This is a genomic window from Paraburkholderia sp. FW306-02-B (assembly GCF_058782725.1).
In genome coordinates, this window is the sequence record NZ_JBYSXZ010000001.1 from 299,008 (window position 1) to 313,933 (window position 14,926).

At 62.6% G+C, this 14,926-nt stretch carries 8 protein-coding genes and 1 pseudogene; 7 read left to right on the forward strand and 2 right to left on the reverse strand.

Translation table 11 applies throughout. The features are described from left to right. Positions 1–138: 138 nt before the first annotated feature. From AC3WOG_RS01305 to AC3WOG_RS01325, 5 genes and pseudogenes are all read left to right on the forward strand, one after another. The gene (locus AC3WOG_RS01305; RefSeq protein WP_492576285.1) at positions 139–1,650 is read left to right on the forward strand and encodes a sensor domain-containing diguanylate cyclase; all 1,512 of its coding nucleotides are present in this window, start codon (positions 139–141) and stop codon (positions 1,648–1,650) included. A gap of 110 nt (positions 1,651–1,760) precedes the next feature. Continuing rightward, positions 1,761–2,375: a DUF2239 family protein gene (locus AC3WOG_RS01310; protein WP_492576286.1), complete on the forward strand. Its 615-nt coding sequence runs from the start codon at positions 1,761–1,763 to the stop codon at positions 2,373–2,375. Positions 2,376–2,636: 261 nt separating this feature from the next. Then, a pseudogene (locus AC3WOG_RS01315) lies at positions 2,637–3,245 on the forward strand (methyl-accepting chemotaxis protein); the annotation flags it as partial. Between the two features lie 176 nt (positions 3,246–3,421). Continuing rightward, complete coding sequence (locus AC3WOG_RS01320; protein ID WP_492576287.1) at positions 3,422–4,729, forward strand: solute carrier family 23 protein; 1,308 nt, start codon at positions 3,422–3,424, stop codon at positions 4,727–4,729. An 850-nt stretch (positions 4,730–5,579) separates the two neighbouring features. Further along, positions 5,580–6,710 carry an IS110 family RNA-guided transposase gene (locus tag AC3WOG_RS01325; protein WP_492576288.1) on the forward strand — a complete coding sequence of 377 codons (1,131 nt, stop codon included), beginning with the start codon at positions 5,580–5,582 and terminating at the stop codon, positions 6,708–6,710. Between the two features lie 476 nt (positions 6,711–7,186). Here the strand turns inward: AC3WOG_RS01325 and AC3WOG_RS01330 are convergent, their stop codons facing one another. Further along, the gene (locus tag AC3WOG_RS01330) at positions 7,187–8,842 is read right to left on the reverse strand and encodes a Na+/H+ antiporter (RefSeq protein ID WP_492576289.1); all 1,656 of its coding nucleotides are present in this window, start codon (positions 8,840–8,842) and stop codon (positions 7,187–7,189) included. A 394-nt stretch (positions 8,843–9,236) separates the two neighbouring features. Here AC3WOG_RS01330 and AC3WOG_RS01335 point away from each other — a divergent pair, with 394 nt between their 5' ends. Together AC3WOG_RS01335 and AC3WOG_RS01340 are read left to right on the forward strand one after the other, a co-directional pair. Continuing rightward, a complete protein-coding gene (locus AC3WOG_RS01335) occupies positions 9,237–10,514 on the forward strand; it encodes a sensor domain-containing phosphodiesterase (RefSeq protein WP_492576290.1) in 1,278 nt (425 codons plus the stop codon). A gap of 35 nt (positions 10,515–10,549) precedes the next feature. Continuing rightward, positions 10,550–11,251, forward strand: a complete 702-nt coding sequence (locus AC3WOG_RS01340; RefSeq protein ID WP_492576291.1) for a copper homeostasis protein CutC — start codon at positions 10,550–10,552, stop codon at positions 11,249–11,251. 68 nt (positions 11,252–11,319) lie between these two features. Here AC3WOG_RS01340 and AC3WOG_RS01345 read toward each other — a convergent pair whose 3' ends face one another. Next, entirely contained in the window at positions 11,320–14,907 is a 3,588-nt protein-coding gene (locus tag AC3WOG_RS01345; RefSeq protein WP_492576292.1) for an indolepyruvate ferredoxin oxidoreductase family protein, read from the reverse strand. Between the last annotated feature and the right edge of the window lie 19 nt (positions 14,908–14,926).

The window sequence follows — 14,926 nt, forward strand, 5'->3', positions numbered from 1 at the left end:
CATCCGCGAAAACCCCCGTCTTTTCGATCATTCGATGTGCGGTAGCGTCTGGTAGGCTACCGTTTTCACGGTACGCGCCTCCAGACGCGGCCAACTTCCTCACGCGCGAGGGTTAGCGCATGCTCGAACGAAAGGGCAATGGTGACGCGTCGACCGAACATCATGATTGCTATCAGTATCGTGCTGGCCAGCGCGATACTCGCGATCGCGGTATGGGTGCTGGCGCAGATGCGCGATGACGCGTTGCGGCGCGCCCAGGATTCGGTCTTTAACGTCTCGCTGCTAGTCGAGCGAGACGTGTCGCGCAATCTGGAAATCTACGACCTGTCGTTGCGCGCGGTGCTCGCAGGCCTGAAATATCCCGGCGTGCTGAACCTGCCGCCCGAGATCCGCCAGATGGTCCTGTTCGACGGCTCGGCCACCGCGAAAGACATGGGCTCGATCCTGGTCACCGACGAAGCGGGCGACATCGTGTTCGACTCGCAAGCGAGTCCGCCGCGCCGGATAAACCTGGCGGATCGCGATTACTTCAAGGTTCAGCGCGACTCGCCCAACGTCGGCCTGTACGTGAGCCATCCGTTCATGCCCAAGGTGGTCGGCAAAACCGTCAGCATCGCGTTGAGCCGGCGCATCTCGCGACCGGACGGCAGCTTTGGCGGCGTGGTGGTCGGCACGATGCGCCTCACTTACTTCCAGCGTCTGTTCGCTGGTATGAATCTCGGCTCGGGCGGCTCGATGGCGTTGATGCTGAGCGACGGCACGATGCTGATGCGGCGTCCGTACGATCCAAAAATTATTGGCCGCAATCTCACCGGCACCGCGAACTACACCCGCTTCACCCAGCAGCCGAGCGGGGAATTCTTCGGCACGGCGGCAATCGACGGGGTCGAGCGCTGGTATGCGTTCCGCCATATCGACGTATATCCGCTGATTCTCGATGTCGCGTTGTCCACGCACGATATCTACGTGGAGTGGCGGCGTCGCGCGTGGATCATCGGTACGCTGATCGCCGCGCTCGATCTGACGATCATCGCGCTGGCCGTGCTGTTCTCGCAGCAACTGCGTCGGCGCCTCGCGGCCGAAGAAGAGTTGAGTGTGCTGGCGCGCACCGACGGGTTGACCGGCCTGAACAATCGCCGCACTTTCGAGGAACATGCGGAAGAGGAGTGGCGCCGCGCGCAGCGCAACCGGTGGCCGCTGTCGGCGCTGCTGATCGACGTGGACAGTTTCAAAGGCTTCAACGATCTCTACGGCCATTCGGCGGGCGACGATGCGTTGATCGGCGTGGCACGCTGCATCGCGCAGAACGTGCGGCGCCCGGGTGACACGGCAGCCCGCTACGGCGGCGAAGAGTTCTCCGTGCTGCTGCCCGATACTGACGAACTCGGCGCAGCGGACATCGCCGAGCAGATTCGTGCCGCGGTGCAGGCGCTCCAAACACGGCACGTAGCCAGCGCGCACCATGTGCTGACCGTCAGCATCGGCATTGCCTGCACCAAAGGTCAGGCATTCGCGACGAGTCGCGCGCTGATGGACGCCGCTGACGAAGCGCTCTACGAAGCCAAGGACGCGGGCCGAAATCGCGTGCTGTGCTATCCGGTGGCGGCACGTGCGGCGACTGGCACGCTGGCGACGCACCCCGAACGATGAGCCAGGTCGCGGGACCGGTGAGCGGTCTTCTAAATTTTACCCGGGTAATACATTGTGTTTGAATTGTACCCGGGTATAATTTGACAAATTCTTCCTTACTGGAGTTTGTCATGACAGCTCATATCGCCACCTGCACCGCCTTCGAAGGGCTCCGCCGTATTGCCTCAGGCGCCTTGCCTGACGTGGCGCTGGCGGTGCGAGCGGTGCTCGAACGCGGCGAACAGGCGCCGGTTCTGATTTTCGACGACGTGACGAGCCACCCGGTCGAGTTCGATTTGCGCGGTACGCCCGAAGAGATTCTGGCGAGGCTGGCCACGCAGGAGTCCGGCGAACCATCCACACAAGCCGCCGACACCACGGAAGACGCCGCCCCGCGTGGTCGCGGCCGGCCCAAACTCGGCGTGGTGGCGAGAGAAGTCACGTTGTTGCCGCGTCATTGGGATTGGCTGAACGGCCAGTCAGGCGGCGCTTCGGTTGTGCTGCGCAAACTGGTCGATGCGGCCCGGTCGGCCAGCGAGGACAAGGACCGCAAACGTGCGGCGCAGGAAGCGGTTTATCGCTTCATGACCGCGCTAGCCGGCAATCTGCCTGGTTATGAAGACGCCACACGCGCCTTGTACGCTGACAATCGGTCTCGCTTTGAAGACATCGCCGAGGCTTGGCCCACTGATGTGCGCGATCACACGCTGCGACTTGCCGCCAACACCTTCGTCACGCTTACCTAGCGCCGAACAACAGTCCGAGCCCGTCGGCGACAAAAACGGATAGACAAAAAAAAAGCCGCTCACACTGGGGGAGCGTGAGCGGAAAGTCGAGGAGTTACAACAACATTGCATGCGCTTACTCATGCGGGTGAACGCAGCAAAAGAAAGGTTAAGAGTCCGGCTGCCGCGGATATATCAGACAACTCCCAATCCCCACACACCGCACCGGCGTCGCCTTTGCGGCGCAGCGCGTGACCGTCGGTTTCTCTGAATTGGCCTCGCGAGTCGAGCGAATCGATCCTGCTGGCATCGGGCGAGATCGCGCAGGGCAATACTGACCTGTCGCAACGCACCGAAGAGCAGGCCGCCGCGTTGCAGGAAACCGCGTCGAGCATGCAGCAACTGACCTCGACGGTGAAGATGAACGCCGAGAACGCGCAGCAGGCGGGTGGCGTTGCGCATCGCGCGTCGGAAGTGGCGGCGCGTGCCGACGAACAGGGGCGCGGCTTTGCGGTGGTAGCCGGCGAAGTGCGTTCGCTCTCGCAACGCGGCGCGGTATTGGCCAAGGAGATCAAGGCGCTGATCGAGCGCTCCACGGCGTGTGTGGGAAGCGGCGCCGAACTGGCCGAGCGGGCCGGTCAGACGATGGCCGAAGTCACACATGCGGTCAAGCGCGTGACCGACATCATGGGCGAGATTTCGTCGGCGTCGCGGGAGCAAAGCACCGGCATCGAGGAAGTGAACCGCGCGGTCGCGCAGATGGACGACGTGACCCAACAGAATGCCGCGCTGGTCGAACAGGCCGCGGCGGCTGCCGCATCGATGGCGGACCAGGCCAGGCAGTTGCAGTCGGCGGTCACGGTGTTCTCGCTGGAAGCGTGGCGGGGCTGATTGCGTCGTTGATTTGGGTGGACATGCTGTTTATTGCGTCTTTCAGCACGGGTGTTGCCGTGCTTTTCGCCGCGCTTGCCAGGGCTATTCGCACTCCGTACACTCGCGCGTAATTCACAGACGGCGCCGTTATTCGGCGCCGTCCGCCATCACGCCGACAGAGGAGAACCCCCGCCATGGCCGATTCCTACTTCCCCCGCTGGCGCGTCCAGCCGAACGCTTCCGAAGGCCGGATCGTCGGCACTGACGAGCGGCTCGCGTGGCCGCAGATGTTCGCGATGGGTGTTCAGCACGTCGTCGCGATGTTCGGCTCGACCGTGCTCGCGCCGCTGCTGATGGGTTTCGATCCGAATCTGTGCATCTTCATGTCGGGGATCGGCACGTTGCTGTTCTTCGTGCTGGTGGGTGGCCGCGTGCCGAGCTATCTCGGCTCGAGTTTCTCGTTCATCGGACTGGTGATCGCGGTGACGGGGTACGGCGGACACGGGCCCAATATGAACATTCCGGTTGCGCTGGGCGGGATCATCGCGTGCGGGGTGGTGTACGCGGTTATCGGGCTGATCGTGTCGGCGGTTGGCACCCGATGGATTGAAACGCTGATGCCGCCGGTCGTGACGGGGGCGATCGTCTGCGTGATCGGGTTGAATCTTGCGCCGATCGCGGTGCGTGGCGTGAGCGGCAGCAACTTCGATTCGTGGATGGCGCTGGTTACGGTGCTTTGTGTCGGCGCGGTGGCGGTGTTTGCGCGTGGCATGTTGCAGCGCCTGTTGATTCTGGTTGGTTTGCTGATGGCATACGTGATTTACGCGATCGTGACGAATGGGCTCGGCATGAGTAAGCCGATTGACTTCTCGATTGTCGCGAATGCTGCGTGGTTTGGCATGCCGCATTTCACCGCGCCTGTTTTCAACGTGCAGGCGATGACGTTGCTCGCGCCGATTGCCGTGATTCTTGTTGCTGAGAATCTTGGACATATCAAGGCGGTGAGTGCGATGACCGGTCAGAACCTTGACCGTTATGTGGGGCGTGCATTTCTGGGCGACGGACTCGCGACGATTGTTTCTGGGGGCGCCGGTGGCACGGGGGTGACGACTTATGCCGAGAACATCGGCGTGATGGCCGTGACCAGGATTTATTCGACGCTGGTATTTGTTGTCGCTGCGCTCATTGCTTTGGTTCTGGGCTTTTCGCCGAAGTTCGGGGCAGTGATTCAGACGATTCCCGGGCCGGTGCTGGGTGGGGTGTCGATTGTTGTGTTTGGGTTGATTGCCGTTACCGGCGCCAGGATTTGGGTCGTTAATAAAGTTGATTTTTCCGATAATCGGAATTTGATTGTTGCGGCGGTGACGCTGGTGCTTGGCGCTGGGGATTTTTCGCTGAAGCTTGGTGGGTTCGGGCTCGGTGGTATTGGTACCGCTACCTTCGGAGCGATCATTTTGTATGCTGTTCTTCGGCGGAAGCCTGTGAAGGGGGCTTTGGTTTAAGGTTTTTTTTGCCTTCGCGGCGCTATGGTTGTTGTGCCTACGGCGTTGGCCCTTCCTTGTTTTGATATTGGTTTATTAGCGTTCCCCCTGTGCGGGGGGGCACCTACTTTTCTTTGCCTGCCGCAAAGAAAAGTAGGCAAAAGAAAGCGGCTCAAACCGCTAGTTCTTAAGCGGGTCCCCTGGCTTGGAGGAGGTAGTGGAACATCTGGAATCGGTGTTCCCGCGCGCTCCGCGCTGGTGACAAGGCCGTCATTCTTCCGGCGGCGCTGCGCGCGCCGCAGCGGTACTTCACAAAACCATCCGCCATTTTCGCGTCAACGCTTTGCCTGGTAAGGTGGTCCGTATTTTGGTGGATTTGCAGCGATCGGCGCGTGCCGCTCTCAATACCGTCGCAGCCTCTGCGTCTCGCTGAATTACCGCCGGGCGTCACGTTTCCGCAAACCGCAAACCACTTCGGCGCCTCGCCGAGGCAAAGCCGATGGCCCCCACCGATAAAGAACGAAGCCCCTGGTTTCCCTGGCAAACCGTTCCCGCGAGCACGCAGTACGAGGCGGGAAGGATGATGTCGGAAGCGCGTACGCCCCATCGGTTTTTAGAAGTACCGCGTCGGCGCGCGCAGCGCCGCCGGAAGAATGACTGCCTTGTCACCCGCGCTGAGTGTGCGAGGACAGCGATTCCAGATGCTCCACTGCGCCCTCCAAGCCAGGGGACCCGCTTAAGCGTTAGACAGTATGACTCCCGTGAGGCAAGGGCTGGCCTGCCGTGAGGAATCAAACGCGGGTTAGCATTGCTACCAGAGCCGCACGGTGCGGACGGGCCGCACCCGGCGAATTCCGGCACGGAGGCCAGCATGGAACACGATAGCACGCTGTACGTCGGTTGCGACGTTCACAAGGATTCGATCACGGTTGCCTATGCACTCGATGCGGGCGAGGTTGAACTGCTCGGCAAGACCGGTACGAGGCAGGCCGATATCGATCGCCTGTGCAAGCGCCTGCAGTCAAAGGCGCCACGCATCCGGTTCGTCTACGAGGCAGGCCCGTGCGGCTACGGGCTTTACCGTCAACTCGTGAACAAGGGTTTCGACTGCATGGTGTGCGCGCCATCGCTGATTCCCAAAAAACCAGGCGAGCGGGTCAAGACCGATCGACGTGATGCCGTGAAGCTCGTGCGCTCACTGCGCGCTGGCGACCTGTCAGCCGTGTACGTGCCCGGCGTGGGCGACGAAGCGTTCCGCGATCTGGCGCGTACCTGGGTCAGCGCCAAAGATGATCTGAAGCGTGCACGGCAACGGCTGAAGGCTTTCCTGCTCTCGCATGGGGTGCGCTATACAGGCCGTGCCGACTGGGGACCGGCGCACCAGCGCTGGCTGGGCGCGCATGCATTCGACAGTGCATGGCAGCAGCTGGCGTTCGAGGAACATCGGCGCACCATCGAGGACCGCCTCGCTCAATGCGCGCGACTGGAGGCCGCGTTGCGCGAAGCGGTCCCCAACTGGCGCTTCTATCCGGCCGTGCTGGGCCTGCAGACCATGCGCGGCGTGCAGTTCACCACGGCGGTGGGCATGCTCGCGGAGCTGGGTGACCTGTCGCGTTTTGCCCATCCGCGCCAGCTGATGGCCTGGCTGGGCGTGACGCCCTCGGAACACTCGTCAGGCGAGAAGCGCCGGCAGGGCAGTATCACGAAGAACGGCAACAGCTACGCGAGAAAGCTGCTCGTCGAAGCGGCCTGGAGCTACCGGCATACGGCCCGTGTCAGTCCCGACATCCAGCGCCGCCACGAAGGTATCCCCAAGCCGATCGTGGATCGCGCCTGGGACGCACAGGTGCGGCTGTGCCGACGCTATCGCAAGCTCATCGCGCGCGGCAAGCAGAAGAACATCGCGGTGGTCGCGGTTGCCCGCGAACTGGCAGGTTTTATCTGGGACGTCAGCCGGCTCGCGATGTCGCTGGCCGTACCGCACGAGGTGCGCCTGGCATGATGCAACATCCAGCCCCGTTGCCCCAACCTGACACTGGAGGAGTTTCCTGAAGGCGGCGTAGCCCGGCACACGAGTAACCCGCGACACCGCTACGCAACGGATTGCATCCGACTTGCGGCTTTAGATTGCGGCAGGCTCATTGGGCGGACCTCTGTAATGCGGTACCCAACCCGCGGATATCAGCGTGATCCACCGTCGAGATGTACTGCTACGTCGCCCTCAGGAAATTCAGGTAAATATGAATTTGAGAAACCGAAAAACCGATCCCGATTGACACCGGGAGTCATATCAGCGGTGTGAAGCCGCTTTCTTTGCTTACTTTCTTTGCGGCGGCAAAGAAAGTAAGTGCCTGCCCCGCACAGGGGCGACGCTAATAGACCACTAACAAATCAAGGAAAGGCCAACGCCCCAGGCAAACACCCATAGCGCCGCGAAGGCAAAAAAAAAGTGAGCCTGCGGCAGCAAAAAACCCCCACTCACCTACTTCGACTAGTAAGCGCCGTCTCCGACAAATCCACTTCCCTCATTAACTTATTCAAAGTCTCATCATTAATCTTCTGCGTATTCCGCAGCGCAAGCAGCGCCGACCTCTCCGCTCTCATCGCCGCCAACTTCATCCGAAATTCAAGCGCATCGGAGCGCCGCGCCAATTCGCGCGGCTCCTGTTCATCTCCAAGCGTAGCGAGCCTTCGCCGATACAAATCCATCACCCTGGCGGTGACATCCGCCGCATACGCCGAGGCCGATTCATCAAGATCCGCACACTCAGCGTCATGCAATTCATCAACCGCGCGAATCGCGGCCTGCGCCGCATGTGTCCGCGCCAGCGCCTCCTCCGCAGCATGCAGATCCTTCCCCCTCCGCCAGCCTCGCAACAACAACGGCAATGCCACCACCGCCACCAACAGCGACGCCAGAATCACCCCCGACGCGATGAAAATCGCCAGGTCCCGTCCCGGCAGCGGCGTGCCTCCCGGCAACACTTCCGGCAACGACAACACGCCTGCCAGCGTCACCGCGCCGCGCACGCCCGCCACCGTCGTCACCGTCACCGTGCGTAGTCCCGGCACCGCATTCGTCACACCGTGCTTCGCCGCACCGCGGCTCGCGAACCAGCGCAGCAGCCATACCCAGACGAAACGCATCGCGTAGAGCGCCACGGTCACCGCGGCGATGTAGCCGATCAGCAGCCACACCTGCGTGTTGCTGGTCTCGTGCGCGTCGAGCAACGCGCGGCCCAGAATGTGCGGAAACTGCAGCCCCAGCAGAATGAACACCATGCCGTTGAAGACGAACTCGATCATCGTCCACGTGCTGGCGCCACGCACACGCGACGCCACCGCTCCGGCGTGAGCGATGCTCGCGTAATTCATCATCATGCCGGCGGCGACCGCGGCCAGAATGCCCGACAATTCGAAGCGCTCGGCGATCAGATACGCGGCGAACGGAATCAGCAGCGTCATCACAACGCCAGGCGCCGGGTCGCCTTCTTCGGTGACGCTCAGAAAGCGCGCCGACACAATGCTGAATAACCAGCTCACCGCCGCGCCGGTCGCGAGACCGCCCACCGCGATGATCACGAAGCTGATCGACGCGTCGCGCAGCGAAAATACGCCGGTCAACGCAGCAGCAATCGCAAACTTCAACGCAACAAGGCCCGACGCATCGTTCATCAACGCTTCGCCTTCGAGGATGTGCATCAGCCGCCCCGGAATCCGGCCCTTGCCGACGATGCCGGTGAGCGCCACCGCGTCAGTCGGCGAGAGCACGGCGGCAAGCGCGAACGCGACCGGCAACGAGATCGAGGGCACCAGCGCATGCACGAAATAGCCGACCGCCAGCACCGTCATGAACACCAGCCCGAGCGCGAGCATCAGGATGGAGCGGCGCGCCATGAACAACTCGCGCTTGGGTATGCGCCATCCGTCCGCGAACAGCAGCGGCGGAATGAACAGCATCATGAAAATTTCCGGGTCGAAGGTGACGTGCAGTCCGAGCCTCGGCCATGCGAGCAACGCACCGATCGCAATCTGTACGAGCGGCAGCGGTAGCGCAAACGGAAGCACCCGGGTCACGACGCCGGATGCGGCCACAGCAAGCAAAAGAATCAATACGGTAAAGACAATTTCCATCGGTCTATTTCTGCAGATATAACGGCGTTTCCTCTGTCATCATCGACACTGTCGCCGCGTTTCAGTTACGAGGAGCAAGGGAGGCAAAAGGAAAACGTAAGGCCGAAGTTTATCCCGACAACGCTCGCCACCATCGTCAGGCGGGCAAGGCATCGTGCGCCCCGGCAACAAGCGCCTATGAAAGGCAATGCACCGCAACGGTGCGCGCCGCGCCCACACCCGACGCATGAACCCTTCTGCCGGTGCAATCTTTCATGCAAATTTCATTCGGATGTGCGCCAGCGTGCGCATGGAGCTTGCTTAAGCAATATCGATGACGCACATTTTGAGAAACGGCGCCGTGGTTGTTCGCTTCCGCGTTCGGACCGGCCCGGCTCTCGCGTGAGAGGATTGCATGACGATTGCGCAACAGGAAAGAACGGCCGCCGCGCCGCATGGCTTCGAGGTCGAAGTGACTTCGGGGCTCGAACGCTTCTCCGTGCAACACGGCGAACTGACATTGACCAGCGTGTTTCAACCGATTTTCAGCCTGTCGCATATGCGGGCGGTCGGTTACGAGGGCTTGCTGCGCGCGCACGACGCGCTGGACCGGCCCGTGTCGCCGCTCGACGTATTCGGCGAGGCGGCGCGGCTGGGCGACATTCTTCAATTGGACCGGCTGGCCCAGACGCTGCATCTGGAGAATTTCAAGGTGCTCGGCGCCGAGCGGGAGTGGCTGTTCCTGAACGTCCATCCCGGCGCGCTTACCGATCCGTATCACTCCGCCGCGTTGCTGGCCAATCTGCGCCGGCTCGATTTGCCGCCGCGACGCATCGTGCTCGAAGTGCTCGAACAGCGCGCGGACGACCTTGAACGTCTTGCCGACGCGGTGCGCCAGTTCCGCGAGCGCGGCTTCCTGATCGCGCTCGACGATTTCGGCGCGGGCCACTCGAACGTCGAGCGGATCTGGCAGTTGAATCCCGATATCGTGAAGCTCGACCGCATCATGCTGTCGCACGCCGCGCACCGTCCCGATATGGCGACGATTCTGCCGGGGCTGGTCGCGCTGTTGCACGAGGCGGGCAAGCTGGTGCTGATCGAAGGCGTCGAAACCGAACACGAAGCGCAGATGGCGCTCGCCTGCGATGCCGACTTCGTGCAAGGTTTTTTCTTCGGCCGTCCGAATCCGGGCGCAGCCGACGCGCCGCATGCGGCGGCATGCATCGGTGAGCTCACCGATCGCTACCGCGATCAGACCGAAGCGCGCGAACGCCGCAACACGAGCCGGCTCGCGCCGTATTTGCGTGCGTTCGAGCGCGCCGCGGAACGGCTGGCCGCCGGCGAGCCGCTTGAGGAAGTGTGCTGGAATTTTCTCGCACTCGATCATGCCGCGCGCTGTTTCCTGCTCGACGCCAAAGGCAAGCAGGCGGGCCGCAACGTCGTACTGCGCGCCGATCGCGCGGCGCACGAAACGCGCTTCCTGCCGCTCGCCGACGCGCAAGGGGCGAACTGGCTGCGTCGTCCGTATTTCCGTGCGGCGATCAATGCGCCGGAACGCGTGCATGTGACGCGTCCGTATCTGTCGATCAACGAAGCGTTGCCTTGCGTGACGCTATCGGTGGCGACGCGTGTCGGCGAGCAGACTTGCGTGCTGTGCGGCGATATTGACTGGGCCGACGAAGAGCGGTTCTGAGATCATGTCGTTTTTAACGACGCTCAGCCGCTCTCATGTCCGTTTTACTTGAAGTCATCGCCACGACCGTCGCCGACGCGCGGCTTGCCGCGCGAGCCGGCGCCAACCGCATCGAACTCGTCACCGCGATGGGCGAGGGCGGTCTGACGCCGAGCATCGGTCTGATCGAAGCGGTGGTCGCGGCGGTCGAGATTCCAGTGAACGTGATCGTGCGGCCGCACAGCCGCTCGTTCGTGTTCGACGCCGATGACTACGCCGTGATGCTGCGCGACGTGCGGGCGATTGCGGCGGCGGGCGCCGACGGCGTGGTGATCGGCATGCTGAGCGCTGCCGGTGAGATCGACCGCGACGGGCTCGCGCGCGCAATCGATGCGGCGGATGGCCTCGCGATCACCTTCCATCGTGCGTTCGATGAAGCGCGCGAGCTGCAAAAAGCGTTCGACGTGCTGCTCGGTTTCGACGCGATCAGGAACGTGCTGACTTCGGGTGGCAAGCCGTCGGTGCTGCAAGCTGAAGAAACGATACGAGCGCTGGTGCGGCAAGCGTCAGGTTCGCATTGCACGGTGCTGGCGGGCGCGGGCTTGACCGTCGACGCGGTCGCCGGATTTGTGCACGCCACCCAGGTTGAGGCGGTGCACTTCGGTTCCGGCGTGCGTGTTGGCGGCAATGGCCTCGCGCCGGTCGATGCGGCAAAAGTCGCTCGAGCGAGAGCGCTATTGGACGCAGCGCGCAGCTAAACCATCAGGCAAAAAAATGCCGCCTCGGGATTCCATCCCGAGGCGGCATTCTTCATCTACGTGCGAAATTACTTCGCCACGATCACTGGAATTCCGCGCAACTGCCCGGCGCCCTTCACCTCTTCCAGCGATTTCTTCACCGATGCGCCCGTCGCCGCTTCGATCTGCAAGCTTGCAGCCAGATCGCGCTCGCCACGCTTCACGCCCGCCAGATTCGCCAGCTTCACGTGACCATAACCGCGCACGCGAGCATGCAGGTCGGCCAGCTTGGCGACCTCTTCGACATTGTTTGCATTGAGCTTCGCGAAAGCGCGTTGCAGCGTCGTTTCGTAGTCGTCGGCGAGTTCGCGCTCCATCTTGCGCTCGAGCGTGCGGCTGAACGGATCGAGCATCGTGCCGCGCAGACCGCGCCATTTCGCCAGCATGCCGAGCACCGGCCACATCCATTGACCGAAAGTCTTCTTGGTCGGATTGACGCCGGGTTTCGGACGCGCGAGCGTTGGCGGCGCGAGGTTGAACTTGATGCCGAAGTCCTTACCGGCAACCCCTTCGAATTGTGCCTCGAGCGCTTCGCGAAACGCGCTGTCCGTATGCAGACGCGCCACTTCGTATTCGTCCTTCACCGCCAGCAGACGATAGAACGTCGTCGCCACGGCGCGCGTGATGCGCTCGCTCTGCGCATCCACCTTAGCTTCCGTACGCCGCGCCGCATCGACCAGCGCGCGATAACGCTTCACATAGCGCGCGCCGCCGTACGTTTGAAGACGGGCTTCGCGATGCGCGATCAGTTCGTCGAGCGTATCGACGCGCACTGCTTGCTTCGCCAGATGCCTCGCTTGCCACAGCGATTCGAGCGCAGCCGGATCGTCGGCAGCCAGACGGCCGATCGAAAACGCCAGTTGGTTCATCTGTACCGCGACGTTGTTCAACTCGATCGCGCGCATCATCGCGGCGAACGATACCGGCACCAAACCGAGTTGCCAGGTATAACCGAGCATCAGAATATTCGCACCGATGGTGTCGCCGAGAAAGCGCGTGGCGAGCGCTTGCGCATCGCAAGTGGACATGCGTTCCGGGCCCGCCGCGTGACGCATCTTGTCGAGCAATGCGTCCGCGTGAAGCGTCGCGTCCGGGTTCTGCACAAAGGTCGCGTTCGGAATGGCGTGCGTGTTGACGACGATGCGCGTGCGGCCGTGACGTACCGTTTGCAGCGCATCGGCACTCGCGCCCACCACCATATCGCAGGCGAGCAGCACGTCGGCCTGTTGCGTGTCGATGCGGACCTGGTTGAGCCACTCGTCGCGAGCGGCGAAGCGCACGAATGACAACACCGAACCGCCCTTTTGCGCGAAACCCATGAAGTCGAGCACCGACGCGCTCTTGCCTTCCAGATGCGCGGCCATGCTGATCAACGCGCCGACCGTCACGACGCCGGTGCCGCCGACCCCGGTCACGAGGATGTCGTAAGGCGCGGCGTCGAGATGCGTCGCGGGAATCGGCAACGCATCGACGTGTGCGGCAAGCGCTTGAGGATCGAACGCGGCGCCCGCGGCTTTCTTGAGCTTGCCGCCTTCGACCGTGACGAAGCTCGGGCAGAAACCGTTCACGCATGAATAGTCTTTGTTGCACGACGATTGATCGATGCGGCGCTTGCGGCCCAGCGCGGTCTCCACCGGCTCGACCGACAGGCAATTCGACTGCACGCCGCAATCGCCGCAGCCTTCGCAGACTTCCTCGTTGATGAACAGGCGCTTGTCCGGATCGGGAAACTCGCCTTTTTTCCGGCGACGCCGTTTTTCCGCCGCGCAGGTCTGGTCGTAGATCAGCACGGTGACGCCGTCGGTGTCGCGCAGCTCGCGCTGCACGGTGTCCATTTCGCTACGATGGTGGAACGTCGTGCCCTTCGGAAACAGATCGTGATGGCCGTCGTATTTCTCGGGTTCGTCGCTGACCACGACGAAGCGCGACACGCCTTCGGCTTCCACCTGGCGCGCGATCTGCGGCACCGAGATGCTGCCGTCGACCGGCTGGCCGCCCGTCATCGCGACCGCGTCGTTATAGAGAATCTTGTACGTAATGGTGGCTTTCGCGGCCACCGCCTGGCGGATCGCGAGAATGCCGGAGTGAAAGTAGGTGCCGTCGCCGAGATTCTGGAACACGTGGCGCGTTTTCGTGAACATCGAATGCGAGGCCCAGTCGACGCCTTCGCCGCCCATCTGGATCAACCCGGTGGTGTCGCGTTCCATCCAGGACGCCATGAAGTGACAGCCGATCCCCGCTTGCGCGATCGAACCTTCGGGCACCTTGGTCGAGGTGTTGTGCGGACAGCCCGAACAGAAATACGGTGTGCGTTTCACGCTATCCGCGGCGTTCGAGAGGATTTGCGGCGCTACCAGATCGACCACGCGTTCGCGGCGATCGAGCGCCGGCTTGTGCTTCGCGAGCCAGTTCGCGAATACCGGCAGAATGCGTGACGGCCGCAATTCACCGAGCGACGACAGCAGCATGGTGCCGTCTTCAGCGTTCTTGCCGATCACGATCGGACGTGTACCTCGAGTGCGGTTGTACAGATAGTCTTTGATCTGCTGCTCGATGACCGGACCTTTCTCCTCGATCACCAGCACTTCGAACAGGCCTGAAACGAATGCGTCGATGCGCGTCATTTCCAAAGGAAACGACAAGCCGACCTTGTAGATCCGCACGCCGGCCGCTTCCAGATCCGCGACTGTCAAGTCGAGCCGGCGCAGCGTTTCCATCAGATCCAGATGGGCCTTGCCGCACGTCACGATGCCGACATTCGCATGCGGACTCGGCGCGATCCATTTGTCGATGCTGTTGGTGCGCGCGAAATGGCGCACCGCGTCGAGCTTCGCGTGCATCCGCGATTCGATCGTCAGGCTCGGCAGATCGGGCCAGCGGTTGTGCAGGCCGCCGGCGGGTGCTTCGAAATCCTGTGGAATCGTCCATTCGGTCTGCAGCGCGTCGAGGTCGACTGTCGAACCGGATTCGACCGTTTCGGAGATCGCCTTGTAGCCGACCCACGCGCCGGAGAAGCGCGACAGCGCCCAGCCATACAGTCCGAATTCGAGCATGTCGGCGATGTTCGACGGATTCACGATCGGCATGTGCCAGGCCATCAACGCGAAGTCGCTCTGGTGCGGCATCGACGACGACACGCAGCCGTGGTCGTCGCCCGCCACTACCAGCACGCCGCCGTGCGGCGACGAGCCGTATGCGTTGCCGTGCTTCAGCGCATCGCCCGCGCGATCCACGCCCGGGCCCTTGCCGTACCACATCGCGAACACGCCCTCGACAGTACGCTCCGGGTCCGACTCCACGCGCTGCGTGCCGAGCACCGCCGTGCCGCCGAGTTCTTCGTTGATCGCGGGCAGAAAGCGGATATCGCTCGCCGTGAGGAGTTTGCTCGCCTTCCACAACTGCTGGTCGACCATGCCGAGCGGCGAACCGCGATAGCCGCTGATGAAGCCGGCAGTGTTCATCCCGCGCGCCTTGTCGGCCGCGCGCTGCATCAACGCGAGGCGCACCAGCGCCTGCGTGCCGGTGAGGAAGATGCGGCCGCGCGTCGCGGTAAGGTTATCGGACAGCTTGTAGTCGGCGAGAGCGGGCGTGCCGTCGACGGGCAGGCGAGCGGTCATGGGTGAGTCTCCGTTGTTT

Excerpts from the sequence above, each read along its gene's own strand:
- AC3WOG_RS01325 (WP_492576288.1), top strand. The coding sequence starts at position 5,580 with ATGGAACACGATAGCACGCTGTACGTCGGTTGCGACGTTCACAAGGAT.
- AC3WOG_RS01345 (WP_492576292.1), bottom strand. The coding sequence starts at position 14,907 with ATGACCGCTCGCCTGCCCGTCGACGGCACGCCCGCTCTCGCCGACTAC.
- AC3WOG_RS01310 (WP_492576286.1), top strand. The coding sequence starts at position 1,761 with ATGACAGCTCATATCGCCACCTGCACCGCCTTCGAAGGGCTCCGCCGT.
- AC3WOG_RS01340 (WP_492576291.1), top strand. The coding sequence starts at position 10,550 with ATGTCCGTTTTACTTGAAGTCATCGCCACGACCGTCGCCGACGCGCGG.
- AC3WOG_RS01330 (WP_492576289.1), bottom strand. The coding sequence starts at position 8,842 with ATGGAAATTGTCTTTACCGTATTGATTCTTTTGCTTGCTGTGGCCGCA.
- AC3WOG_RS01305 (WP_492576285.1), top strand. The coding sequence starts at position 139 with ATGGTGACGCGTCGACCGAACATCATGATTGCTATCAGTATCGTGCTG.
- AC3WOG_RS01320 (WP_492576287.1), top strand. The coding sequence starts at position 3,422 with ATGGCCGATTCCTACTTCCCCCGCTGGCGCGTCCAGCCGAACGCTTCC.
- AC3WOG_RS01335 (WP_492576290.1), top strand. The coding sequence starts at position 9,237 with ATGACGATTGCGCAACAGGAAAGAACGGCCGCCGCGCCGCATGGCTTC.